At 71.3% G+C, this 22760-nt stretch carries 19 protein-coding genes, 5 tRNA genes and 1 other RNA gene; 10 read left to right on the top strand and 15 right to left on the bottom strand.

The genetic code is table 11. From position 1 onward, the window contains the following. The first annotated feature begins 16 nt into the window (after window positions 1-16). Together K7G60_RS31245 and K7G60_RS31240 are read left to right on the top strand one after the other, a co-directional pair. Window positions 17-90, top strand: a tRNA-Asp gene (locus tag K7G60_RS31245). A 125-nt stretch (window positions 91-215) separates the two neighbouring features. Beyond that, window positions 216-407, top strand: a complete 192-nt coding sequence (locus K7G60_RS31240; RefSeq protein WP_225804333.1) for a DUF6274 family protein — start codon at window positions 216-218, stop codon at window positions 405-407. 341 nt (window positions 408-748) lie between these two features. Here the strand turns inward: K7G60_RS31240 and bldC are convergent, their stop codons facing one another. Continuing rightward, a complete protein-coding gene (gene bldC / locus K7G60_RS31235) occupies window positions 749-955 on the bottom strand; it encodes a developmental transcriptional regulator BldC (RefSeq protein WP_003949541.1) in 207 nt (68 codons plus the stop codon). Window positions 956-1537: 582 nt separating this feature from the next. Next, window positions 1538-2389 (bottom strand): hypothetical protein, encoded by an 852-nt coding sequence (locus K7G60_RS31230; protein ID WP_225804332.1) that lies wholly within the window; start codon window positions 2387-2389, stop codon window positions 1538-1540. 155 nt (window positions 2390-2544) lie between these two features. Between K7G60_RS31230 and K7G60_RS31225 the strand changes: the two genes are divergently transcribed. Further along, on the top strand, window positions 2545-3636 hold the full coding sequence (locus K7G60_RS31225; protein ID WP_225804331.1) for a Glu/Leu/Phe/Val dehydrogenase dimerization domain-containing protein: 1092 nt from the start codon (window positions 2545-2547) through the stop codon (window positions 3634-3636). A gap of 291 nt (window positions 3637-3927) precedes the next feature. After that, entirely contained in the window at window positions 3928-4182 is a 255-nt protein-coding gene (locus K7G60_RS31220; RefSeq protein WP_225804330.1) for a DUF3073 domain-containing protein, read from the top strand. Window positions 4183-4331: 149 nt separating this feature from the next. On the opposite strand, the gene purM is transcribed toward K7G60_RS31220, so the two are convergent. The 4 genes from purM to K7G60_RS31200 form a co-directional block, all read right to left on the bottom strand. Continuing rightward, window positions 4332-5399, bottom strand: a complete 1068-nt coding sequence (purM, locus tag K7G60_RS31215) for a phosphoribosylformylglycinamidine cyclo-ligase (protein ID WP_225804329.1) — start codon at window positions 5397-5399, stop codon at window positions 4332-4334. Between the two features lie 44 nt (window positions 5400-5443). Then, entirely contained in the window at window positions 5444-6970 is a 1527-nt protein-coding gene (gene purF, locus K7G60_RS31210) for an amidophosphoribosyltransferase (protein ID WP_225804328.1), read from the bottom strand. A gap of 216 nt (window positions 6971-7186) precedes the next feature. Further along, on the bottom strand, window positions 7187-7999 hold the full coding sequence (locus K7G60_RS31205) for an META domain-containing protein (RefSeq protein ID WP_225804327.1): 813 nt from the start codon (window positions 7997-7999) through the stop codon (window positions 7187-7189). A gap of 38 nt (window positions 8000-8037) precedes the next feature. Beyond that, entirely contained in the window at window positions 8038-8826 is a 789-nt protein-coding gene (locus K7G60_RS31200; RefSeq protein WP_225804326.1) for a maleylpyruvate isomerase family mycothiol-dependent enzyme, read from the bottom strand. Window positions 8827-8892: 66 nt separating this feature from the next. Here K7G60_RS31200 and K7G60_RS31195 point away from each other — a divergent pair, with 66 nt between their 5' ends. Then, entirely contained in the window at window positions 8893-9303 is a 411-nt protein-coding gene (locus K7G60_RS31195) for a nuclear transport factor 2 family protein (protein ID WP_225804325.1), read from the top strand. Between the two features lie 72 nt (window positions 9304-9375). Here K7G60_RS31195 and purL read toward each other — a convergent pair whose 3' ends face one another. The 3 genes from purL to purS are packed head-to-tail and all read right to left on the bottom strand — an operon-like array spanning window position 9376 to window position 12547. After that, the gene (purL, locus tag K7G60_RS31190; protein ID WP_225804324.1) at window positions 9376-11625 is read right to left on the bottom strand and encodes a phosphoribosylformylglycinamidine synthase subunit PurL; all 2250 of its coding nucleotides are present in this window, start codon (window positions 11623-11625) and stop codon (window positions 9376-9378) included. Continuing rightward, complete coding sequence (gene purQ / locus K7G60_RS31185; RefSeq protein WP_225804323.1) at window positions 11625-12305, bottom strand: phosphoribosylformylglycinamidine synthase subunit PurQ; 681 nt, start codon at window positions 12303-12305, stop codon at window positions 11625-11627. The genes purL and purQ overlap by 1 nt, the downstream gene beginning before the upstream one ends. Then, window positions 12302-12547: a phosphoribosylformylglycinamidine synthase subunit PurS gene (gene purS, locus K7G60_RS31180; RefSeq protein WP_015035032.1), complete on the bottom strand. Its 246-nt coding sequence runs from the start codon at window positions 12545-12547 to the stop codon at window positions 12302-12304. The genes purQ and purS overlap by 4 nt, the downstream gene beginning before the upstream one ends. Window positions 12548-12910: 363 nt before the next feature. Here purS and K7G60_RS31175 point away from each other — a divergent pair, with 363 nt between their 5' ends. The 4 genes from K7G60_RS31175 to K7G60_RS31160 all read left to right on the top strand — a co-directional run bounded on the left by K7G60_RS31175 (window position 12911) and on the right by K7G60_RS31160 (window position 13826). Then, window positions 12911-13252: an Lsr2 family protein gene (locus K7G60_RS31175; RefSeq protein WP_225804322.1), complete on the top strand. Its 342-nt coding sequence runs from the start codon at window positions 12911-12913 to the stop codon at window positions 13250-13252. 135 nt (window positions 13253-13387) lie between these two features. Beyond that, window positions 13388-13459 (top strand) — tRNA-Gly (locus tag K7G60_RS31170). 83 nt (window positions 13460-13542) lie between these two features. Further along, window positions 13543-13615: transfer RNA gene (locus K7G60_RS31165), tRNA-Gly, on the top strand. Between the two features lie 135 nt (window positions 13616-13750). Then, window positions 13751-13826 (top strand) — tRNA-Gly (locus tag K7G60_RS31160). Between the two features lie 47 nt (window positions 13827-13873). On the opposite strand, the gene K7G60_RS31155 is transcribed toward K7G60_RS31160, so the two are convergent. The 6 genes from K7G60_RS31155 to ffs form a co-directional block, all read right to left on the bottom strand. Further along, window positions 13874-14785 carry a phosphoribosylaminoimidazolesuccinocarboxamide synthase gene (locus K7G60_RS31155; RefSeq protein WP_225804321.1) on the bottom strand — a complete coding sequence of 304 codons (912 nt, stop codon included), beginning with the start codon at window positions 14783-14785 and terminating at the stop codon, window positions 13874-13876. Window positions 14786-14873: 88 nt separating this feature from the next. Next, complete coding sequence (locus K7G60_RS31150) at window positions 14874-16334, bottom strand: N,N-dimethylformamidase beta subunit family domain-containing protein (protein ID WP_225804320.1); 1461 nt, start codon at window positions 16332-16334, stop codon at window positions 14874-14876. A gap of 215 nt (window positions 16335-16549) precedes the next feature. Continuing rightward, on the bottom strand, window positions 16550-18538 hold the full coding sequence (locus K7G60_RS31145) for a hypothetical protein (protein WP_225804319.1): 1989 nt from the start codon (window positions 18536-18538) through the stop codon (window positions 16550-16552). A 280-nt stretch (window positions 18539-18818) separates the two neighbouring features. Continuing rightward, a complete protein-coding gene (gene purD, locus K7G60_RS31140) occupies window positions 18819-20072 on the bottom strand; it encodes a phosphoribosylamine--glycine ligase (RefSeq protein ID WP_225804318.1) in 1254 nt (417 codons plus the stop codon). A gap of 61 nt (window positions 20073-20133) precedes the next feature. Continuing rightward, window positions 20134-22272, bottom strand: a complete 2139-nt coding sequence (locus tag K7G60_RS31135; protein ID WP_225804317.1) for a DNA polymerase III subunit gamma and tau — start codon at window positions 22270-22272, stop codon at window positions 20134-20136. 123 nt (window positions 22273-22395) lie between these two features. Next, window positions 22396-22494: signal recognition particle sRNA small type (gene ffs, locus K7G60_RS31130), an RNA gene on the bottom strand. A 118-nt stretch (window positions 22495-22612) separates the two neighbouring features. Here ffs and K7G60_RS31125 point away from each other — a divergent pair. Then, a tRNA-Ser gene (locus K7G60_RS31125) sits at window positions 22613-22700 on the top strand. Window positions 22701-22760: the final 60 nt, after the last annotated feature.

Raw genomic sequence — 22760 nt, 5'->3', positions numbered from 1 at the left:
TCTGTCTCGCAGCCAAGGTCCTGTGGAGCAGTTGGTTAGCTCGCCACCCTGTCAAGGTGGAGGTCGCGGGTTCAAGTCCCGTCAGGATCGCCTCTGTGAAGGCCCGCATCGTGAGATGCGGGCCTTCGTTGTGTTCCCGTGTCTTGACGGGGTCGCGCGCCCGCCGGTACCCCGGACTTCAGGGAACCGGGGGCCCACACCGGAGGTGGTCGCGCATGGCCGCGGCGTCCGCAGCACGGCACGACACTCGCGCGTTGCTGCGCGCCCATCTGGCGGCCGCGTCGCGGTACGGACACCTCACCCGGCAGTGCGCCGTCTGCCATCACCTCCTGCGGCTCGCCATGGAGGCCCCGGAGCCCGAGGAGCCGGCGGACGCCGCCGAGGACGAAAGTCCCACCGACCCATGACCAACGGCGGGTTGGGGGCGTTCCGCGAAGTGAGAGGCTGTCCCTTGGCAAGACTTCGTCAGTGTGACGGGTGTCACTGAAAGAGTTTCAGAAACCCCTGCACTTACACCCTCCCTACACCACCCGGATTTAATATGTGCAATTGCACCACCCTGGAGGGAGTGTGGCGCCGGGCACAAAAAAGATCGCGCTGGACCCGGCGGAGTCCAGCGCGATCGTTGACGAACACCTGTTGGGGCAGGGATCCGTCGGCAGTACTAGGGGTGGGCGACCGGATTGGGGGATCCGGAAGGGCCCGGTGTTACGGGGTGTTGCAGGGTTCTGCAGGGTTCTGCGCGACCTCAGGCCTCGCTGCGCTGCTGCGGAATGCCCGCCAGCAGCGCGCGGACCTCGGCCTCGCGGTACCGGCGGTGCCCACCCAGCGTGCGGATGGACGTGAGCTTGCCCGCCTTCGCCCAACGGGTAACCGTCTTCGGGTCCACGCGGAACATCGTGGCAACCTCGGCGGGGGTCAGCAGCGGCTCGGCATCAGGGGTGCGAGCGGTCATGAGCGGCCTCCTCGGGAGAACCGAACCTATCTCGGTTCTTTCCTCTAAATTCTGCACCTTGACCCGCCATGCCCGAAATGGCAGAAGCGGGTCGAGTCGGTTATAGGACGAACGGCTTGTCCTCGGCACTACAACTACACCATCCGTCCAGCCGCGTCGGCCAAACCGATGGAATTGCCCTCGCAGGTGTTCATCAGCGGCGGAAGTCGACTGACCATGCCATAACGGACAGTCACGCCACTGTGACGATCAGTCACAGAGCGATCAGGAGTCCTCAGACCCCCCATAGAGTGCAATGCTGAGCGTTCCGCCCGAACTTGGGCGGAAGGAACCCTCCCCGGACTCCTTGTCCTATTTTGGCACGAGGGTGGGCGATGGGCGCAAGGGTGCGTTACGTGCTGTCCGTCACGCTTGAGCCAAAGGCCCGGATCGGGACCAACGTCCTCACGCCGTCGGTGCGAAAGCCTCGAACGCCGGCACGCACATCGAACCGGCCACCGAAACCGGCCACCACTCGAAGATCATTTACACCCGCCGGACATGTCTTGTCGATACCGACCTGACGAACTTGTCCGACTGGTGTCAGTTCGCGAAACGCAGGTCCCTGACAGCCCGCCAGCGCTCCGCGAGGCGTCCGTACACCTCGCTCGCCGCCTCGTCGTCCCCGTCCCGCAGCGCGGCGATCCCCTCCGCCAGCTGGGCCGCCGACCGGTCCTCCGCCAGCCACCGGGCCGGCAGCGCGTACACCAGGCCGCCGAAGTCCAGCTCCACCAGCGCCCGCGGATGGAACTCCTCCAGCCAGCGCCCCACCTCGATCAGACCCCGCGTCATCGGACCTTCGTCGATCGACTCCCGCAGCGCCTTGAGGGCCCGCGCCAGACGCCGCCGCGCCTGGGCCATCGTCGTCCGGTAACGCAGCACCGGCGCCCGGCCCGTGGACCCGTCCCCCGGCTCGTACTCCCGGTCCTCGTCCCCGAAGAGCGCGAACCAGCGCAGCGGCACCTGCCAGACCCCCGTGCGGATCCACGGCCGCGCGTCCGGGTTCCGGCTCAGCCAGCGCTCGTAGTCGCTCGCCACCTGGGCGCGCACCACCGGTGGCAGCATCGCGTCGAGCACCGCCCCCGGGTACGGACCGGCCGCCAGCTCCTCCAGGGCCAGCCAGCCGCGCAGCCGGGTCCGCCACGGGCAGATCACCACCACCCCGTCCAGGTGCGCGACGAAGGCCTCATCGCTCTCGTGCACCGGCACCGGCACCGGGGGCGTCGGCAGCAGGTTCGCGAGCGAGCGGCGCAGCTCCTCCTGCGCCCCCGGGACGCGCGGCCGGCGCGCGTACCGGGCCCAGTGGGACCGTTCCGGCTCGGGGAACGCGGCCAGCGGCTCGTACACCCGCAGATAGGACGCGTAGGGGACGGGGACCGTGGAGGCGACCGACATGTCGCAAATCCTTCCACGGAGGTACCCCCGGAGGGGGTGATCCTGAGCACTGAGGCCGATCTACGCCCAGGTAGGACTTACCCTCTTGCCGAACTGGTCCTCCCCCACCCACAGGGAGGGCCGCAACCGCCGCTTCGTACTTGGGAGTCACCACCGTGACCGATGTGACCGGCGTTCCTGGCGACGTACTGAACACTCTGTTCCACTCGGAGCAGGGTGGCCACGAGCAAGTCGTCCTCTGCCAGGACCGCGCCACCGGCCTCAAGGCCGTCATCGCCCTCCACTCCACCGCCCTGGGCCCCGCCCTCGGCGGCACCCGCTTCTACCCGTACGCCACCGAGGCAGAGGCGATCGCCGACGCGCTCAACCTGTCGCGCGGCATGTCGTACAAGAACGCCATGGCCGGACTCGACCTGGGCGGCGGCAAGGCCGTCATCATCGGCGACCCGGAGAAGATCAAGACCGAGGAGCTCCTCCTCGCCTACGGCCGCTTCGTCGCCTCCCTCGGCGGCCGCTACGTCACGGCCTGCGACGTCGGCACCTACGTCGCCGACATGGACGTCGTCGCCCGCACCAACCAGTGGACCACCGGCCGCTCCCCCGAGAACGGCGGCGCCGGCGACTCCTCCGTCCTCACCGCCTTCGGCGTCTTCCAGGGCATGCGTGCCGCCGCGCAGACCCTCTGGGGCGACCCGACCCTGCGCGGCCGCAAGGTCGGCGTCGCCGGCGTCGGCAAGGTCGGCCACTACCTGGTCGAGCACCTCCTGGAGGACGGCGCCGAGGTCGTGATCACCGATGTGCGCGAGGAGTCGGTGCGCCGGATCACCGACAAGCACCCGCAGGTCACCGTGGTCGCCGACACGGACGCGCTGATCCGCGTCGAGGGCCTCGACGTCTACGCGCCCTGTGCGCTGGGCGGTGCCCTGAACGAGGAGACCGTGCCGTTCCTGACCGCCGGCATCGTCTGCGGCGCGGCCAACAACCAGCTCGCCCACCCGGGCATCGAGAAGGACCTGGAGGCGCGCGGGATCCTCTACGCGCCCGACTACGTGGTCAACGCCGGTGGCGTGATCCAGGTCGCCGACGAGCTGCACGGCTTCGACTTCGACCGCTGCAAGGCGAAGGCGACGAAGATCTTCGACACCACCCTGGAGATCTTCGCACGTGCGAAGGCCGACGGCATTCCGCCGGCCGCGGCGGCCGACCGGATCGCCGAGCAGCGGATGGCGGAGGCCCGCCGCGCCTGATCCGCGCCCCCAGCAGTACGGAGGGCCGGCCCGCCGCCGGGGAGACTTCGCTCACGCCCTTCGGCGGGTCGGCACTCCAGAAGAGGTTAAAATCGCGATTGACCAGCGAGGAAAGGGCACCTCGAAGGTTCTGTACCGGGGTATGTGATGCGCGCGGCGTACCGTAGACCCACGGAAACAGGTACCGTTGAAGCCCTACGGACCGGTCTCTCTGTCGAGAGCCCGTTCCGAATCATGAACGCGTGTCAAGACTCTGGGGCCGACGAGCCCCGTCACCGAGGGGGTCGAGCCATGGGGCGCGGCCGGGCAAAGGCCAAGCAGACCAAGGTCGCCCGCCAGCTGAAGTACAGCAGCGGCGGGACAGACCTGACGCGTCTGGCCAATGAGCTGGGCGCTTCGACTTCGAGTCAGCCGCCGAATGGCGAGCCGTTCGAGGACGACGACGAGGAAGACGACCCGTACGCCCAGTACGCGGATCTCTACAACACGGACGACGAGGACGAGGACGACGAGTCCGGTCCGAGCACGTCCCCGCGTCGCGCTTGACCTTCTGAATCACCGAAACCCGGACCGGGGTCACCCGGCCGGGTTTCTGTGCTGTCCGCGTGCTTCTCCGCGTACTTATCCGCGTGCCGTTCGCACCGGAAGCGGGTACGCGAACGGGGCGCCCCCTGAGGAGCGCCCCGCCGTACTTCCTACTTCGCGTAGTCTCCGACCAGCTCGGCGCCGGTCGTGTGCGCCCCGCGCTCGGTGATCTCGCCCGCCACCCAGGCCTCGACCCCGCGGTCCTCCAGGGTCGCCAGGGCCACGTCCACGGACTCGGCCGGCACGACTGCCATCATGCCGACGCCCATGTTGAGGGTCTTCTCCAGCTCCAGGCGCTCCACCTGACCGGCCTTGCCGACCAGGTCGAAGATCGCGCCCGGCGTCCAGGTCGAGCGGTCGACCGTGGCGTGCAGCCCGTCCGGGATCACCCGCGCCAGGTTGGCGGCGAGGCCACCGCCCGTGATGTGGCTGAAGGCGTGGACGTCCGTGGTCCTGGTGAGGGCCAGGCAGTCCAGCGAGTAGATCTTCGTGGGCTCCAGGAGCTCCTCGCCGAGCGTCCGGCCGAGCTCCTCGACCCGCTGGTCGAGGGTCATGCCGGCGCGGTCGAAGACCACGTGCCGGACGAGCGAGTACCCGTTGGAGTGAAGGCCCGAGGACGCCATGGCGATGACCGCGTCCCCCGTACGGATGCGGTCCGCGCCGAGCAGCCGGTCGTACTCCACGACACCCGTGCCCGCGCCGGCGACGTCGAAGTCGTCCGGGCCGAGGAGGCCCGGGTGCTCCGCCGTCTCGCCGCCGACCAGGGCGCAGCCGGCCAGGACGCAGCCCTCGGCGATGCCCTTGACGATGGCGGCGACCCGCTCGGGGTGGACCTTGCCGACACAGATGTAGTCGGTCATGAAGAGCGGCTCGGCGCCGCAGACGACGATGTCGTCCATGACCATCGCGACCAGGTCGTGGCCGATCGTGTCGTACACGCCCATCTGGCGGGCGACGTCGACCTTCGTGCCGACGCCGTCGGTCGCCGAGGCGAGCAGCGGACGCTCGTAGCGCTTGAGGGCGGAGGCGTCGAAGAGGCCGGCGAAACCACCGAGGCCGCCGAGGACCTCGGGGCGCTGCGTCTTCTTCACCCACTCCTTCATGAGCTCGACGGCGCGGTCGCCCGCTTCGATGTCGACGCCCGCGGACGCGTAGCTGGCACCGGTGGTCTGAGACATGGGTTCAGAGCTTTCGTGTCGTACTGCGGGTGTGCAGCGGGGTCTTACGGGCGCCGGAGGGCGTCGGAGGCCGCGGTGGCGGCCGGGCCGGCCGCCAGCTCGGTCTCCAGGAGCTGCTTGCCGAGCAGCTCGGGGTCCGGCAGCTCCATCGGGTACTCGCCGTCGAAGCAGGCACGGCAGAGGTTCGGCTTCTGGATCGTGGTCGCCTCGATCATCCCCTCCAGGGAGATGTACGAGAGCGAGTCCGCGCCCAGCGACTTGCCGATCTCCTCGACCGACATCCCGTTGGCGATCAGCTCCGCGCGGGTCGCGAAGTCGATGCCGAAGAAGCAGGGCCACTTGACCGGCGGCGAGGAGATCCGGATGTGGACCTCGGCCGCACCGGCCTCGCGGAGCATCCGGACCAGCGCGCGCTGGGTGTTGCCGCGGACGATCGAGTCGTCGACGACCACGAGCTTCTTCCCCTTGATGACTTCCTTGAGGGGGTTCAGCTTCAGCCGGATGCCCAGCTGGCGGATGGTCTGGGAGGGCTGGATGAAGGTGCGCCCGACGTAGGCGTTCTTCACCAGGCCGGCGCCGAAGGGGATGCCCGAGGCCTCGGCGTAGCCGATGGCCGCCGGGGTGCCGGACTCCGGCGTCGCTATCACCAGGTCGGCCTCGACCGGCGCCTCCTTCGCGAGGCGGCGGCCCATCTCCACGCGGGAGAGGTACACGTTCCGCCCGGCGATGTCGGTGTCGGGACGGGCCAGGTAGACGTACTCGAAGACACAGCCCTTGGGCTTCGCTTCCGCGAATCGCGAGGTGCGGATGCCGTTCTCGTCGATCGCGATCATCTCGCCCGGCTCGACCTCGCGGACGAAGCTGGCGCCGCAGATGTCGAGGGCGGCGGACTCGGAGGCGACCACCCAGCCGCGCTCCAGACGGCCGAGGACCAGCGGGCGGATGCCCTGCGGGTCACGGGCCGCGTAGAGCGTGTGCTCGTCCATGAAGACGAGGGAGAAGGCGCCCCGGACCTCGGGGAGGACCTTCGCGGCGGCCTGCTCGATGGTGAGCGGCGTGCCGTCCTCGTCCACCTGGCCCGCGAGGAGCGCGGTGACCAGGTCGGTGTCGTTGGTGGCGGCGACCTGGGTCGCGCGGCCTTCCTTCTTGGGCAGGTCGGCGACCATCTCGGCGAGCTGCGCCGTGTTCACCAGGTTGCCGTTGTGGCCGAGCGCGATCGAGCCGTGGGCGGTCGCCCGGAACGTCGGCTGCGCGTTCTCCCACACGGAGGCCCCGGTGGTCGAGTAGCGGGCGTGACCGACCGCGATATGACCTTGGAGGGAACCGAGAGAGGTCTCGTCGAAGACCTGGGACACGAGGCCCATGTCCTTGAAGACGAGGATCTGGGAGCCATTGCTGACCGCGATTCCCGCGGATTCCTGACCCCGATGCTGGAGGGCGTAGAGCCCGAAGTACGTGAGCTTTGCGACCTCTTCACCCGGAGCCCAGACACCGAAGACGCCGCAAGCGTCCTGGGGGCCCTTCTCGCCGGGAAGCAGGTCGTGATTGAGTCGACCGTCACCACGTGGCACGTTCCCGAGTGTAGACGGGCTCGACCACTGGTCCGAATTGAGGAAATGCGGGGGTGGTCGCCCTCGTACGATCCCACCAAATGATCAACTCGGGCTTGGAGAGGGCTACGAAGCAGGCGGGGTAAGGGATTCCGGCCCCCGGGCCCCGGCGAGCGGACGCTCGTACCAGGCCCGGGGCGCTCCCGCGATGTGACGGACGCCGCAGTCGGCGTCCGTTCAGCGGGCGTTCGCGGTCGCCGTGAGGCCCTCGCCGGAGGCGTCGGTGAGGGTCAGCGTTCGTTGGTTCAGCCGATACGAGAGCGGGCCGTCGAGGAGCTCGTACAGCTTCGTCTCCAGCCGCATCTGCGGGCCCGTGCACATCATCCGGGTCGTCGCCGCCGGGCCCTCGACGGTGAGGGTCCGGGCCTTCTCGTCGAGGCGCGCGACCGCGGAGAAGTCGTTGCAGCCCAGGTTGCCGGTGATCCGGCCGTCGGCACCGAGGACGAGGCGCGCCTTGGCGCCGCTGCCGGCGGGGAGCGAGGACGCCGTGCCCCCCGACACCAGCCCCTCGACCTTCCAGGTGGTGCCCCGCAGCGGGGCCTCCTCCTCGGCCGTCAGCTCCACGCTGTTGCGCCCGTCGGCCGAGGCCAGCCGGAGGCCGTCGCCCTTCATCGTCCCCTTCAGCGGGCCCGAGAAGGCCTTGAGCAGTTCCGTCTCGAAGCGCTGCCGGTCGGTGGGACAGCCGATCTCGGTCACCCCGTCCGGGGAGACCGTGAGGGTGTCGCCCCGCACCACCACACCGGCGCCGAAGGTGTTGCAGCCGCTGTTCCCCCGGACGCGGCCCCCGGACTCGAAGTCGACGCGGGCGCCGTCGGGCGCGGCCGACCTGCGGCCGTCGACCGTGACGGCGTCGACCGTCCAGTGCGTGCCGGCGACCGGCAGGTCCGGGGAGACGGTGTCCGCACCACCGGAACCGGCGCCTCCCTCCGTACCGCAGGCGGTGAGCAGGAGGAGGGGGACCAGAACGACGAGTGCGCGTGGCTTCGACATGCCGATGGGACGGAACGGGCCGCCGTACGGTTCCGGGATCAGCCCATCAGAGGGAGCAGACCGCTCAGATCCGCACGCTCCCCGCTCGCGCTCACGTGCGCCGCGGCCAGCTCCGCCGCCCACTCCGTACGGCCCGTCGCCAGCCGGAGCCAGGTCAGCGGGTCCGTCTCCACCACGTTCGGCGGGGTGCCCCGGGTGTGCCGGGGGCCCTCCACGCACTGCACCACCGCGTACGGCGGGATCCGCACCTCGACCGCCCCGCCCGGCGCCTTCGCCGCGAGCGCGTCGGCGAGCAGCCGGGTGCAGGCGGCGAGCGCCTGGCGGTCGTACGGGACGTCGGCGCCGGTCGCCGCGTTCAGGTCGTCGGTGTGGACGACGAGTTCGACGGTCCGGGTCACGAGGAAGTCCCCGAGCCGCATCGCTCCGAAGCGGGTCGGGACGAGCCGCTCGTCGGAGACGGCCGCGACCGCCTCCTCGTACCGCGCGAGGGTCTCCGCGTACAGCGCGGGCAGGTCGGCCGTGTCGATCGCCCGGGTGTCCTCGTCGATGCTCACCGCCGCCGTCGCCGTGGCCAGGGGCCAGTCGACCAGGGCGAGTTCCTTCCGCGCGGGCTCGGGCTCCGCGAGCTTCCGGGACAGGGACGCGAGCACCATCGTCAGGTGCGCCGTCAGGTCCCGCACCGTCCACTCCCCCAGCCGGGTCGGGCCGTCCAGCTGCCCGGGCGTGAGCGCGGTCACCGCCTCCCGGACGTTCCGGAACTGGGCCAGGACGGCCGCCCTGGTCTTGGCGGAGTCGTAACTGCGGGCGCGCTTCTTGGCAGGTGGCATGGCCCGAGGCTAGCCCCGAGACTGGAAGGAACGGAGCCAATCGCAGCGAGAGCAGGCGACGGGACCATGACCCATCACGAGCACCCCGACGCAGCCCTGGTTCGCCGGGGATACGAAGCGTTCACCGCCGGCGACATGGAGACGCTCACCTCCCTGATGACCAGCGACTGCACCCATCATTCGCCCGGCGAGAGTCAGATGTCCGGGCACTTCAAGGGCCGGGACAACGTCCTGGGCCATTACGCGAAGCTCTCCGAGCTGACCGGCGGCACCTTCCGCGTGGAACTGAAGGGCGTCTACCCGGACGGCCGGGGTCACGCCATGTCCGTCCACAAGTGGCACGCCGACCGGAACGACCGGGGCATCGAGATGGAGGGCGGCCTCTTCTTCACGATCATCGGCGGCAAGATCTCCGACATCGACGAGTGCGTGGCGGACATCGTGGAGAGCGACGCCTTCTGGGGCTCGGGCGACTGACCCCGGGCACCGGTGTACGGCAGAGCCCCCGCCCGGAAAGGGCGGGGGCTCACACCGTCTGCGTACGGACGATCAGGCCAGCAGGCCCGGGATCGTCGCCTCGTGCGCCTCGCGCAGCTCCGCGAGGGAGAGCGTGAACTCGCCCTGCACGTCGACCGCGTCGCCGTCGACGACACCGATCCGGGTCGCGGGCAGACCCCGCGCACCGCACATGTCGGTGAAGCGGAGCTCCTCGCTGCGCGGGACGGCGACGACCGCACGGCCGGCCGACTCGCTGAAGAGGAACGTGAAGGCGTCCAGGCCCTCCGGGACGACCAGGCGCGCGCCGTTCCCGCCGCGCAGGCAGGACTCGACGACCGCCTGCACGAGACCGCCGTCGGACAGGTCGTGCGCCGCGTCGATCATGCCGTCGCGCGAGGCCGAGATCAGGATCTCGCCGAGCAGCTTCTCCCGGTCGAGGTCCACGGCCGGCGGCATGCCGCCGAGGTGCTGGTGGATCACCTCGGACCAGGCCGAGCCGCCGAACTCCTCCTTGGTGTCGCCGAGCAGGTAGAGGAGCTGGCCCTCTTCCGCGAAGGCGATCGGGGTGCGGCGGTTGACGTCGTCGATCACACCGAGGACGGCCACGACGGGCGTCGGGTGGATGGCGACCTCACCGGTCTGGTTGTACAGCGACACGTTGCCGCCGGTGACCGGGGTGCCGAGCGCGAGGCAGCCGTCCGCGAGACCACGGGTGGCCTCGGCGAACTGCCACATCACGGCCGGGTCCTCGGGCGAACCGAAGTTCAGGCAGTCCGAGATGGCGAGCGGCTTGGCGCCGGAGGCGGCGACGTTGCGGTACGCCTCCGCGAGCGCGAGCTGCGCGCCCGCGTACGGGTCGAGCTTGGCGTAGCGGCCGTTGCCGTCGGTCGCCATGGCCACGCCGAGGTTGGTCTCCTCGTCGATGCGGACCATGCCGGCGTCCTCGGGCTGCGCCAGGACCGTGTTGCCCTGCACGAACCGGTCGTACTGGTCCGTGATCCAGGACTTGGAGGCCTGGTTCGGCGAGGAGACGAGCTTGAGGACCTGGTCCTTCAGCTCGGCGCCGTTCTGCGGCCGGGGCAGCTTGCCGGCGTCGTCGGCCTGGAGCTCGTCCTGCCACTCCGGGCGGGCGAACGGCCGGTGGTAGACCGGGCCCTCGTGGGCGACCGTGCGCGGCGGCACGTCGACGATCTGCTCGCCGTGCCAGAAGATCTCCAGGCGCTCGCCCTCGGTGACCTCACCGATGACGACGGCGATGACGTCCCACTTCTCGCAGATCTCCAGGAAGCGGTCGACGTGCTGCGGCTCGACGATCGCGCACATGCGCTCCTGCGACTCGCTCATGAGGATCTCCTCGGGCGAGAGCGTCGCGTCGCGCAGGTGCACCTTGTCGAGGTCCACGCGCATGCCGCCGGAGCCCGCGGAGGCCAGCTCGGAGGTGGCGCAGGAGAGCCCGGCGCCGCCGAGGTCCTGGATGCCCGCGACGAGCTTCTCCTTGAAGATCTCCAGGGTGCACTCGATGAGGAGCTTCTCCTGGAAGGGATCGCCGACCTGGACGGCGGGGCGCTTGGCCGGCTTGGTGTCGTCGAAGGTCTCGGACGCGAGGACCGAGACGCCGCCGATGCCGTCGCCGCCCGTGCGGGCGCCGTACAGGATGACCTTGTTGCCGGGGCCGGAGGCCTTGGCGAGGTGGATGTCCTCGTGCTTCATCACGCCGATGCAGCCGGCGTTGACCAGCGGGTTGCCCTGGTAGCAGGAGTCGAAGACGACCTCGCCGCCGATGTTCGGCAGGCCCAGGCAGTTGCCGTAGCCGCCGATGCCGGCGACGACACCGGGCAGCACGCGCTTGGTGTCGGGGTGGTCGGCCGCGCCGAAGCGCAGCGGGTCGACGACCGCGACCGGGCGGGCGCCCATGGCGAGGATGTCGCGGACGATGCCGCCGACGCCGGTGGCCGCGCCCTGGTAGGGCTCGATGTACGAGGGGTGGTTGTGCGACTCGACCTTGAAGGTGACCGCGTACCCCTGGCCGACGTCGACGACGCCCGCGTTCTCGCCGATGCCGACGAGCATGGCGTCGTTCTCGGGGGTCTTCTCGCCGAACTGCTTCAGGTGGACCTTGCTGCTCTTGTAGGAGCAGTGCTCGGACCACATGACGGAGTACATGGCGAGCTCGGCGCCGGTGGGACGGCGGCCGAGGATCTCGCGGATGCGCGCGTACTCGTCCTCCTTGAGGCCGAGCTCCTTCCAGGGCTGCTCGCTGTCCGGCGTCTCGCTCGCGTGCTTGACGGTGTCGAGGCTCATCAGGCGTTGACCAGCTTCTTGAGGATCGAGGTGAAGAAACCGAGGCCGTCCGTCTTGCCGGTGCCGACCAGCGGCTCGACGGCGTGCTCCGGGTGCGGCATGAGGCCGACCACGTTGCCCGCGGCGTTGGTGATGCCCGCGATGTCGCGCAGCGAGCCGTTGGGGTTCATGTCCAGGTAGCGGAAGGCGACCCGCCCCTCGGCCTCCAGCTCGTCGAGCGTGCGCTCGTCGGCGACGTAGCGGCCGTCCATGTTCTTGAGCGGGACCTCGATCTCCTGGCCCTCGGTGTAGTCCGAGGTCCAGGCGGTCTCCGCGTTCTCCACCCGCAGCTTCTGGTCGCGGCAGATGAAGTGGAGGTGGTTGTTGCGCAGCATCGCGCCCGGCAGCAGATGGGCCTCGGTGAGGATCTGGAAGCCGTTGCAGATGCCGAGGACGGGCATGCCCGCCTTCGCCTGCTCGATGATCGTCTCCATCACCGGCGAGAAGCGGGAGATGGCTCCGGCCCTCAGGTAGTCGCCGTAGGAGAAGCCGCCGGCCAGGACCACGGCGTCGACCTGCTTGAGGTCCTTGTCCCGGTGCCAGAGCGACACGGGCTCGGCGCCCGCCAGGCGGGCGGCACGCAGCGCGTCCTGGTCGTCGAGCGTTCCGGGGAACGTGACGACGCCGATGCGTGCGGTCACGACTCCACCTTCACGACGAAGTCTTCGATCACGGTGTTGGCAAGGAAGGTTTCGGCCATCTCATGGATGCGGGCGAGGGCGGCGTCGTCGACCGGTCCCTCCACCTCCAGCTCGAAGCGCTTCCCCTGACGGACGTCGGCGATTCCGGCGAACCCGAGGCGGGGCAGTGCGCGCTGCACCGCCTGTCCCTGCGGGTCGAGGATCTCCGGCTTGAGCATGACGTCGACTACGACGCGTGCCACTGGCACTCCCGGTGGTGTGTTGCGGGCGGTTCCCTCAGCGTACCTGCCTCCAAATTCTACGCGGGTAGAGATCTGAAGGATCCTACAAAAGCCCGGTTCGGAGCGGTGTGCGTCACACGAACGGCATCCAGGCTCCGGACACACGCTCCACACAAAATTCGAGCGAAATATTGCGGACCACATTGCGCCGGGACACGCTGAAACAATTGCCGGGGCTTCACAATGCGACACCCACCGCTGTACAAAGGAATCCAGAAGAAAGCAGCATTGTCCCGGCACAGCCGTAAGGTCGGCATCGCCGCACGTCAGGGGCGCCACAAGCGTCCCCCCGACCGCGGCGGCCGCAGGAAAGGACCGATATCCGTGGCTCAGCGTGTGGTGGTCACTCTCTCCGACGACATCGACGGCGGAGAAGCGGCTGAAACGGTCGCGTTCGGCCTGGACGGGAAGATGTACGAGATCGACCTGAATGCTGCCAATGCAAAGAAACTCCGCAAGGCCCTCGCGCCCTACCTCGCCGCCGGCCGCAAGCTGCCGGCCCGGGTGACGGCCGGCCGGAGCGCCACGGCGACCTCGTACACGCACACCGCCCTCGCCCCCGACCCGGCGGCGGTCCGCGCCTGGGCCCAGTCCAACAAGATGGACGTGCCCGCCCGCGGCCGGATCCCGAAGCGCGTCTACGAGGCCTTCCACGCGGCGGGCTGAGCGGGGCCGCCGGGGGGTGGGCCGAGCGGGCCCCACGGGGCGGGCCGAGCCGATTTGCATTGCACCCCCCATGATCCGGTAGAGTCTGGATCACGCCGAGGGGCGAGGCCGAAAAAGCCGAGTCCCCAGCAGCGTGCGGGTGTAGTTCAGTAGCAGAACAGCCCCCTTCCAGGGGGAAGGCGCAGTGTGCGATCCCTGTCACCCGCTCTGCGAGATCGCGTTACCGACCACTCCGGTGGATCAGGTAGAGTGGTGCTCGCACCGAGCGGCGAAAGCCGACCGGTAGCAATGCGGACGTGGCTCAGTTGGTAGAGCATCACCTTGCCAAGGTGAGGGTCGCGAGTTCGAATCTCGTCGTCCGCTCAGGGAGTACGAAGGCCCCGGTTCTCAGGAACCGGGGCCTTCGTCGTGTTCCCGAAGAATGTGAAGGGCCCCACACGGCGGTGTGTCACGAGCACCCGCCGGGTTGGGTATAGTTAGCAGCGCGCTACGGCGCACGCGGACGTGGCTCAGTTGGTAGAGCATCACCTTGCCAAGGTGAGGGTCGCGAGTTCGAATCTCGTCGTCCGCTCCATGAAGAAGCCCCCGGTCGAATCGACCGGGGGCTTTCTCGTTCCCGGGCTAGGACCAGGCCTGGCCGGTGAGGAGTTCGTACGCCTCGATGTACTTGGCGCGGGTCTTCTCCACGACCTCCTGCGGCAGGGCCGGCGGCGGCTGCTCGCTCTTGCGGTCCCAGCCGGAGGCCGGCGAGGTCAGCCAGTTCCGCACGATCTGCTTGTCGTACGAGGGCTGGGCGCGGCCCGGCTCCCACTCGGAGGCCGGCCAGAAGCGCGAGGAGTCCGGGGTGAGGACCTCGTCGGCGATGACCAGGCGGTCGCCCTCCGGAGTGCTCTCGAAGCCGAACTCGAACTTCGTGTCGGCCAGGATGATCCCGCGGTCACGGGCGATGTCCCGGGCCCGGGAGTAGACGGCGAGGGTCGTCTGGCGCAGCAGCGCGGCCGTCTCGGCGCCGACCTGGCGGGCGACCTCCTCGTACGACACGTTCTCGTCGTGGTCGCCGACGGCGGCCTTGGTCGCCGGGGTGAAGATCGGCGCGGGCAGCTCGGAGCCGTCGGTCAGGCCCTCGGGCAGGGCGAGGCCGCAGACCGTGCGGGACTCGTTGTACTCCAGCAGGCCGGAGCCGGTGAGGTAGCCGCGCGCGACGGCCTCGACCGGGACCATGTTCAGCGACTTGCAGATGAGCGTGCGGCCCTCCCAGTCGGCGGGGGCGCCGGCCGGCAGGTCGGTGGAGAGCACGTGGTTCGGGACCAGGTCGGTGAGCTTGTCGAACCACCACAGGGAGAGCTGGGTGAGGACCCGGCCCTTGTCGGGGATCTCGGTGGGCAGCACCCAGTCGTAGGCCGACATGCGGTCGCTCGCCACCATGACGAGGTCGCCCGCCTCGTTCCGGTACAGGTCGCGGACCTTGCCCGTGTGGAGATGGGTCAGGCCCGGGACCTGGACGGGCTCGGGCTTTTCTACGAATCCGGACACGGTTCCTCCGCGTAGGTTGATCCAGGAGCGAGTCCGATTCTCTCGCACATCCGGGCGGACCCGACCGCGAGGCCCTGTGACCCCCCGCTCAGTCCCTCTTGCAGATCCGGTCGAGGAGGTTCGCGGTGGCGCGCTGGATCCGGGCGTCGACGTGCCCCGGCCGGTCCAGCGCCGGCGACCAGGCGAACGTGCCGGACGCGAAGACCCAGGCGCCGGACGGGGCCCGGTAGAGACTCGTCTCCTGGTGGCGGAGCGCCCCCTCGCCGTCCCGGTAGGGCGAGTGCGCGAGCAGGATGCGGCCCTGGTGCTCCGGCAGCGCGGTGCGCGGGAAGTAGCGGTCGGCCTCGCCCGCGACCAGGCCCGGGAGCTCGTCGCCGTCGCCCGCGCCGGTGGCCTCCCAGAGCCAGTGGTCGGCGTTCCGTACGACCAGCGGGTTCGGTTCGGGCACCCGGCCCGCGTACTGGATGCCGAGGAGCTGCTGCTCGGGCCGGTCGACCTCGCGCCAGAGCGCGGGACGGCCGGGGCCGCGCCGCTTGCGGCAGGTGAGGAGGCGGTCCGGCACCCCGGACGGCGAGGGGCCCAGCTCCACCTGCCAGTACATGGTGTTGGCGGAGAGGAAGACGAGCGAGGTGCCCTGGTCGCGGGCGAGTTCGGCGGTCCGGCGCATCGGTGCCGACCAGTACTCGTCGTGGCCCGGGAAGACCAGGCCCCGGTAGCGGCTCGGGTCGACCCGGCCCGCGTGCAGGTCCCGGGTCTCGGCGTACGCCAGGTCGTATCCGTACCGCTCGGCCCAACGGATGAAGTCGTACGCGTGCCCCACGTGCAGCGGCAGGCCCGCGCCCGCGTACGGCCGGTCGAAGGAGACGGTGACGGCCGCCTCCTCCTCGCCGAGCAGCCGGCCTTCCTCGTCCCAGGCGTGGTAGAGGCTGGCGCCGGTGTGGCCGTCCTCCGGGTAGAGGTTGTACGCCTGCCAGGTCACGTCCGGGAGGACGAGGAGCAGGTCCGCCGGGTGGTTGTCGCGGACCGTGAAGGGGATGTGCGAGCGGTAGCCGTCGACGGTGGTGAGGACGGCGACGTACGCGCCGATCGACCAGTACGCGGGGACCTGCAGCCGCCAGGACTGCCACCAGTGGTGGCAGGAGACCGTGCGGTCGGCGGTGAGCGGGGCCGGCTGGACGATCCCCGAGAGCCGCGGGCTGGTGGTGATCTTCGCTGCGCCGTCGCCGCCGTAGTGCCCGATCCGATAGACGTCGACCGAGAACTGCTGCGGCGGGTCCACGGTGATGTGGAAATCGATCGACTCGCCCGGCGCCACGGCCCCGTCGGACGCGAAGCCCTTGATCTGGCGCCGGACGTCGTCCGCCGTGCGCGGACCGCCGCCGCCGCCGCGGGCAAGGGTCTCGTCCGCGTACCAGGGGACCATCTGGCCGGTGTCGTCGAAGTAGTTCTCCGAGCCCCGCAGCCAGGGCAGCGGGCCCTGGCCGAAGGGATCGGACACGGCGTGCGCGAGCGCACCCGACTCCCACCGTCTGATCTGCTCCGCCCCCATGTGCGCCCCTCCCTCGACTCCCCCGGTCGTCCGGTCAGTGCCTGTTCGATGCCCGTTCAGTGCCTGTGCAGTGCCCGTGATGCGTGCCTGCGGTCCGTGCCTCTGTCAGTGACGGTCTCCAGCACATCACATAACGCACGCACTCCGTCACCGTTCGTCGTGAATTGACGAGAGTGGAAGCCGGGACTCCGGCTGGTGCCCTTCCCGGAGGGGTCTCAGACCAGGCGTACGGGCTTCTCCGGGCGCACCCCGGTGCGGGCGAGCCAGGCCCGCAGCGGCTCCGGGTCGCCGTCCTCGACGAGCGCGAGGACCCGGGGCCCGAGGTCCGCCGCGCGCTCGCCGCCGACGAGCAGGGCGGGTCCGTCGAGCCAGTCGAGGCCGGGAGCGGCCTCGGCCGTGTCCACGGCCGCACAGCAGACCATCGCGGTCACGTGGTCGGCGAGCAGGTCGCGGCCGGTGCGGGGCGGCTGGAGCGGGAACAGCGGCAGGGGCCCGTCGGGGCCGCTGACGGCGTCGGGGACGGCGGTGCCGGCCCGCTCGCCCTTGTCGGCGGCACGGGCGGTCGCGGCCGCCGCGGCGACCCTGGCCTCCCGGGCCGCGTCCTCGCGGGCGAGGAGCGCGCTGAGCGCCCCGGCGAGCGTCTCGGCGGCGGGGTTGACCGGATCGTCGTCGTCTTCGGGACCACCGGAAAGGACGAGGCCGGGCTCGTGCTCGTCGGCGTGGGCGGCGGCGGGCTGGGGCTGCGGCTGCGGTTCGGGATCGTGCTCGTCGGTGTCGGCCGGGGGCTCGGGTCCGTCGGCACCAGGGCCGCGCTCGGGCCGGGGCCCGGCGGCGGCGGCGGTGGTGCGCTGCGGCTCGCGCCCGTCGACGCCGACGGTCCGCCGCGGCTCGGGCTCGTCGGCGGTGGTGGCGCGCTCGTGCTGGGGCTCGTGCTCGGGACGGGGGGTCGTCAGGTGGGCCATCACGCGGGTCAGGGTCGGGCCGGACGCGCCGGAGGCCGGTCCGTCGGCGGGTGCGGCCACGCCGAGGCCGTCGAGGACCTGGTGCAGGCGGGCGGCGTCTGTGCGCCACTTCCGGTCGACGACCTCCTCCGGATACTGGCTCCACTCCACCGGGGCCCAGTCGGGGCCGGGCTCGGCCGGGCCGCCGTGGAAGAGACGGGCGGCGAGCAGGGAGGTGGCCTCGTCGACGGCGCCGGGCTCCTCCAGGAGGTCGCAGGCGGGGCGCTCGCCGAGCCGGGAGGAGAAGCCCTCCGCGAGCCGGTCCCGGCGGGAGAGCTCGGTCAGGGCGGAGACCACGCCCGCGTCGAGCCTGGCGGGCCAGCGGCCCATGCGCCAGGCGGGCAGCGCGACCCGGGTGAGCAGGCGGTCCCAGCCCGCGTAGGCCAGGCCGACCTGCTCCTGGGCGACGATCCGTACGCCGTAGTCCACGGCCTGGGCGCGCTCCGAGCCGGCAGCGGCGACTCCGCGCTCCATCTCGGCGGCGTGCCCGCGGCAGGCGCGCAGCAGCACGCGGGCGACCTGCCCGACGCCGTGGGCGCCGATCCGGCGGAGCGGGTCGAGGCCGGGGGTCCGGGGCACGGCGACGGCGGCGTCCAGACCGCGGACGAAGCGGCGGGCGGCGGCTATGTCGGGGTGGGCGGCGGGCCCCGTACCGGCGACGACGGGGGCGAGGACCGCCCGCAGCTCGCCGACGCGCATCCACCACAGGAAGGGCGAGCCTATGACCAGGACCGGGGCGCCGTCTCCGCCGGACGTCCGGTGCGGGCGGTGGGCCCGGTGGGTGCGGTCCTCCAGCCAGCTGTCGCAGTCCGGGGTCAGGGCTATCGCGGCGGGCGCCGGAACGCCGAGCCGGTCGGCCAGATCGCGGACGAGCCGGTACAGGTCGGGGGCGGCGGACTCGGCGAGCTCCACCGTCGGCGTGGCGGCCGGACGGGCCCGGGCGACGACGAGGGCGACGGCCGCGGCGGCGAGGAGCACGACGACGGCGAGGACGGTCACGATCCAGCGGGCCGTGTCCCAGGCCGCTCCGGTGAAGTGGCCGGTGACCCCGCCCGCGTACAGGACGACGGCCACGGCGGCGGGGAGCACGGCGAGGCCCAGCGCCCTGCCTCGGACGCGGAGGACGGCGAGGGCCCGGGAGCGCGCGGCGCGCGCACCCCACTCCTCGCCGACAACGGAACCGGTACCGGACACGCCGTTCATCACCCCCTCCTGTCCTCGACGGGACTGCCTGTGGCGGTGTTGCTCACTCCCCCACTGTGGCACCCGCCACTGACATCGCAATGCCGGTGGGCCAAGTGCCGGAATGCCTTCGCCGCACCCTAGTTGGGGCCGTGGCGGGCGTCATCCGTATGGCCGAGCCGTCACTCGATGGAATGGCTTTGGGTAAAGGTGATGGCGCACTTGTGGCCGTGTGGTTCACGAATTCCGCACCACACGGCCACAAGGGGAATCGGGTTGAATCAGCCGGAATCAAGCGGGATCAGGCCTCGGCGGCCTTCCGCGCGATGTCCGTGCGGTGCTGCGAACCGTCAAGGCGGATACGGCCGACCGCCGCGTACGCGCGCTCGCGCGCCTGCGTCAGGTCCGAACCGGTGGCGGTGACCGACAGGACGCGCCCGCCGGCGCTCAGGACCGCTCCGTCCTCGCTCCGCTTCGTACCGGCGTGGAGCACGTACGCGTGCGGGGCGTCCTTCTCCGCGACCTCGTCCAGGCCCTCGATCGGGTCGCCCGTGCGCGGGGTGTCCGGGTAGTTGTGGGAGGCGACGACCACGGTGACGGCGGCCTCGTCGCTCCAGCTCAGCGGGGCCTGGTCGTCCAGGGTGCCGTTCGCGGAGTTCAGCAGGACGCCCGCGAGCGGGGTCTTCAGACGGGCCAGGACGACCTGGGTCTCGGGGTCGCCGAAGCGCGCGTTGAACTCGATGACCCGGACACCGCGGCCGGTGATCGCCAGACCCGCGTAGAGGAGACCGGAGAACGGCGTGCCGCGGCGGCGCAGCTCGTCGACCGTCGGCTGCAGGACGGTCTCCAGGACCTCCCCGACCAGATTCGGGTCGGCCCAGGGCAGCGGCGAGTAGGCGCCCATGCCACCGGTGTTCGGGCCCTCGTCGCCGTCGAGCGCGCGCTTGAAGTCCTGCGCGGGCTGGAGCGGGAGGACGGTGGTGCCGTCGGTGATGGCGAAGAGGGAGACCTCGGGGCCGTCCAGGTACTCCTCGATGACCACCCGGTCGCAGGCGAGCGCGTGCGCCCGCGCCTGCTCGACGTCATCGGTGACGACGACGCCCTTGCCGGCCGCGAGGCCGTCGTCCTTGACCACGTACGGAGCGCCGAAGGCGTCGAGCGCCTCGTCGATCTCCTTCGGGGTGGTGCAGACGTAGCTGCGGGCGGTGGGGACCCCGGCGCCGGCCATGACGTCCTTGGCGAAGGCCTTGGAGCCCTCCAGCTGCGCCGCCTCCCGGGACGGGCCGAAGACGGGGATGCCGGCCGCGCGGACGGCGTCGGCGACGCCGGCGACGAGCGGGGCCTCCGGGCCGACGACGACCAGGTCGGCGCCCAGCTCGGTGGCGAGCGCGGCGACGGCCGCGCCGTCCAGCTGGTCGACGGGGTGCAGCTCCGCGACCTCCGCGATTCCGGCGTTGCCGGGCGCGCAGTGCAGAGCGGTGACGTCGGGATCGAGGGAGAGAGAGCGGCACAGGGCGTGTTCGCGGGCGCCGCCGCCGATGACGAGGACCTTCACGCCTGCCAGGGTAGCCCGCGGGGCGGGATGCCCCTTGTGCGGGCCACCGAGCGAGACGGCCCTACTCGTTCGTGTATTCCTCCACAACCGTGGCCCCCAGCTCGCGCACGATCAGGTCGTGCCCGGAGAGCGCGGAGTCGACGAGGTCCGGGTCGTCCTCCTCCGGGACGTCGTCCTCGGGCGCCACGGGCTGCGGCGCCGGCGGGGTGTACGCGGGCGCGGGAGCGGGCGGCGGGGCCTGCTGGAACGCGGCGGCCGGAGCGGGCTGCGGCTGCACGGGGGCGGGCGGCGGGGCCTGCTGGAACGCGGGCGCGGGGGCGGGGGCGGACGCGGGCGCGGGCGCGGCGGACCGGCCGCCGCCGAAGCCTCCGGCGCCGCCTCCACCCCCGAAACCACCGGCGCCGCCTCCACCGAAGCCTCCGGTTCCGCCCGAACCGCCGAAGCCGGTGGCGGCGGGCGGGGGCGCGGCGCCGCCCGAGGGGTCGATGATCGCCTCGATCTTCCAGTTCACGTTGAACTGCTCGGCGAGGGCCTGCTTGAGGACGTCCTCGCTGCCGCTGCTGGCGAAGTTGTCCCGGGCGCCGGCGTTGAGGAAGCCGAGCTGGAGCGTGGTGCCGTCGAACCCCGCCACCTGGGCGTTCTGGCTGAGCAGGATCCAGGTGAAGCGGCGCCGGTTCTTGACGGCGTCGAGGATCTGCGGCCACAGGTTCCGCACCTGGGCCGTGTCCCCGCCACCGCCCGTGGCGGCCGGCCCCGGGGCCTGCGGCGCCGGCTGGTCCTGCACGGGCGCGGGGGCCGGGGCCGCGGGCGCGGACGCGCCGGGCCAGGCGCCGGGCGCGCCGCTGCCGGGGGTGGCGGCACCCGGCCAGGCGCCGGGCCGAACCGCGGCGGGCTGCTCCTGCACGGGCACGGGAGCCGGCTGCTGGACGGGGGCGGGGGCCGGCGGGGGCGGGGCCATCGGAGTGTGGGCCTCGGGCCCGGGCACGTACGCCATGGCGGGCGCCGGCGGTCCGGGCGTGAAGACGGGCGCGGGCGCGGCGGCCGCCCCGCGCTCCAGCCGGTCGAGCCGCGCCTGGAGGGAACGCTCGTCGTCGAAGGCGGCGGGCAGCAGCACGCGCGCGCAGATCAGCTCCAGCTGCAGCCGGGGCGAGGTGGCACCGCGCATCTCGGTGAGACCCGCGTTGACGAGGTCGGCCGCGCGGCTCAGCTCGGCCGCACCGAAGACGGACGCCTGGGCCTGCATGCGCTCGATGACGTCGACGGGGGCGTCGACCAGCCCCTTCTCGGCGGCGTCGGGCACGGCGGCGAGGATCACGAGGTCCCGCAGCCGCTCCAGCAGGTCGGCGACGAACCGCCGGGGGTCGTTCCCGCCCTCGATGACCCGGTCGACGACCTCGAAGGCGGCGGCGCCGTCCCCGGCCGCGAACGCGTCGACGACGGAGTCGAGCAGCGACCCGTCCGTGTATCCGAGCAGAGAGGTGGCCATGGAGTACGTCACACCGTCGTCGGCGGCACCGGCGAGCAGCTGGTCCATCACCGACATCGAGTCACGCACGGAACCGGCGCCGGCGCGGACGACCAGCGGCAGCACCCCGTCCTCGACGGGGATCCCCTCGCGTCCGCACACCTCCCCGAGGTAGTCCCGGAGCGTCCCCGGCGGCACGAGCCGGAAGGGGTAGTGATGGGTCCGGGACCGGATGGTCCCGATGACCTTCTCGGGCTCGGTGGTGGCGAAGATGAACTTGAGATGCTCCGGCGGCTCCTCGACCACCTTCAGGAGGGCGTTGAAGCCCGCCGAGGTGACCATGTGGGCCTCGTCGATGATGTAGATCTTGTACCGGCTGGAGGCGGGCCCGAAGAAGGCCTTCTCGCGCAGGTCACGGGCGTCGTCCACACCACCGTGGGAAGCGGCGTCGATCTCGATGACGTCGATGGACCCCGGACCGTTCCGGGCGAGGTCCCGACAGGACTGGCACTCGCCGCACGGGGTGGGCGTGGGCCCCTGCTCGCAGTTCAGACACCGCGCGAGAATGCGCGCGCTGGTCGTCTTGCCACACCCGCGGGGCCCGCTGAACAGGTACGCGTGATTGACCCGGTCGTTCCGCAGGGCCTGCTGCAACGGGTCGGTGACATGCTCCTGCCCGATGACCTCGGCGAAGGACTCAGGGCGATAGCGGCGGTACAGCGCGAGAGACGACACGTATACGAGGTTATAGGCGCCCACCGACAACCCGGGAAAACGGGAAGGGGGCGGGGGTGGAGGCGCGTGCGCGGCACGGGGCACGGGGCACGGGCGGGGCGCGGCACAGGGCACGGGCCGGGGAACGCAAGCGCCCCCCACGCACCTGCCAGAGCCGACCTACCCTTGCTGCCTTCCGGCCCTGGGGGAGTTCAGTCAGATAGCACCGCGTGAGGGGCTCCGCCCAGCGTACCCGATCCGAACCCCCGCCCGTCCCCCCTCCCCGACCTGCACCCCTCGACCACCCCCGCCCCGAGATCGTGTGCGCGAGCACCCCTCCCGGTCATGTAATGTTCTCCCCGGAGGATTCGCCTAGAGGCCTAGGGCGCACGCTTGGAAAGCGTGTTGGGGGCAACCCCTCACGAGTTCGAATCTCGTATCCTCCGCCAGTGCCTCACCGGGCACGTTGTCGAAGGGCCCCACCGTTCGCGGTGGGGCCCTTCGACGTA

It is taken from the genome of Streptomyces sp. NK15101, from assembly GCF_020400725.1.
Lineage (GTDB): Bacteria > Actinomycetota > Actinomycetes > Streptomycetales > Streptomycetaceae > Streptomyces.
This window is presented reverse-complemented; position numbering and strand designations above follow the sequence as displayed.

Excerpts from the sequence above, each read along its gene's own strand:
- purL (WP_225804324.1), bottom strand. The coding sequence starts at position 11,625 with ATGAGCCTCGACACCGTCAAGCACGCGAGCGAGACGCCGGACAGCGAG.
- bldC (WP_003949541.1), bottom strand. The coding sequence starts at position 955 with ATGACCGCTCGCACCCCTGATGCCGAGCCGCTGCTGACCCCCGCCGAG.
- K7G60_RS31205 (WP_225804327.1), bottom strand. The coding sequence starts at position 7,999 with ATGTCGAAGCCACGCGCACTCGTCGTTCTGGTCCCCCTCCTCCTGCTC.
- K7G60_RS31230 (WP_225804332.1), bottom strand. The coding sequence starts at position 2,389 with ATGTCGGTCGCCTCCACGGTCCCCGTCCCCTACGCGTCCTATCTGCGG.
- K7G60_RS31200 (WP_225804326.1), bottom strand. The coding sequence starts at position 8,826 with ATGCCACCTGCCAAGAAGCGCGCCCGCAGTTACGACTCCGCCAAGACC.
- K7G60_RS31220 (WP_225804330.1), top strand. The coding sequence starts at position 3,928 with ATGGGGCGCGGCCGGGCAAAGGCCAAGCAGACCAAGGTCGCCCGCCAG.
- purM (WP_225804329.1), bottom strand. The coding sequence starts at position 5,399 with ATGTCTCAGACCACCGGTGCCAGCTACGCGTCCGCGGGCGTCGACATC.
- K7G60_RS31150 (WP_225804320.1), bottom strand. The coding sequence starts at position 16,334 with ATGGGGGCGGAGCAGATCAGACGGTGGGAGTCGGGTGCGCTCGCGCAC.
- K7G60_RS31195 (WP_225804325.1), top strand. The coding sequence starts at position 8,893 with ATGACCCATCACGAGCACCCCGACGCAGCCCTGGTTCGCCGGGGATAC.
- K7G60_RS31145 (WP_225804319.1), bottom strand. The coding sequence starts at position 18,538 with ATGAACGGCGTGTCCGGTACCGGTTCCGTTGTCGGCGAGGAGTGGGGT.
- K7G60_RS31240 (WP_225804333.1), top strand. The coding sequence starts at position 216 with ATGGCCGCGGCGTCCGCAGCACGGCACGACACTCGCGCGTTGCTGCGC.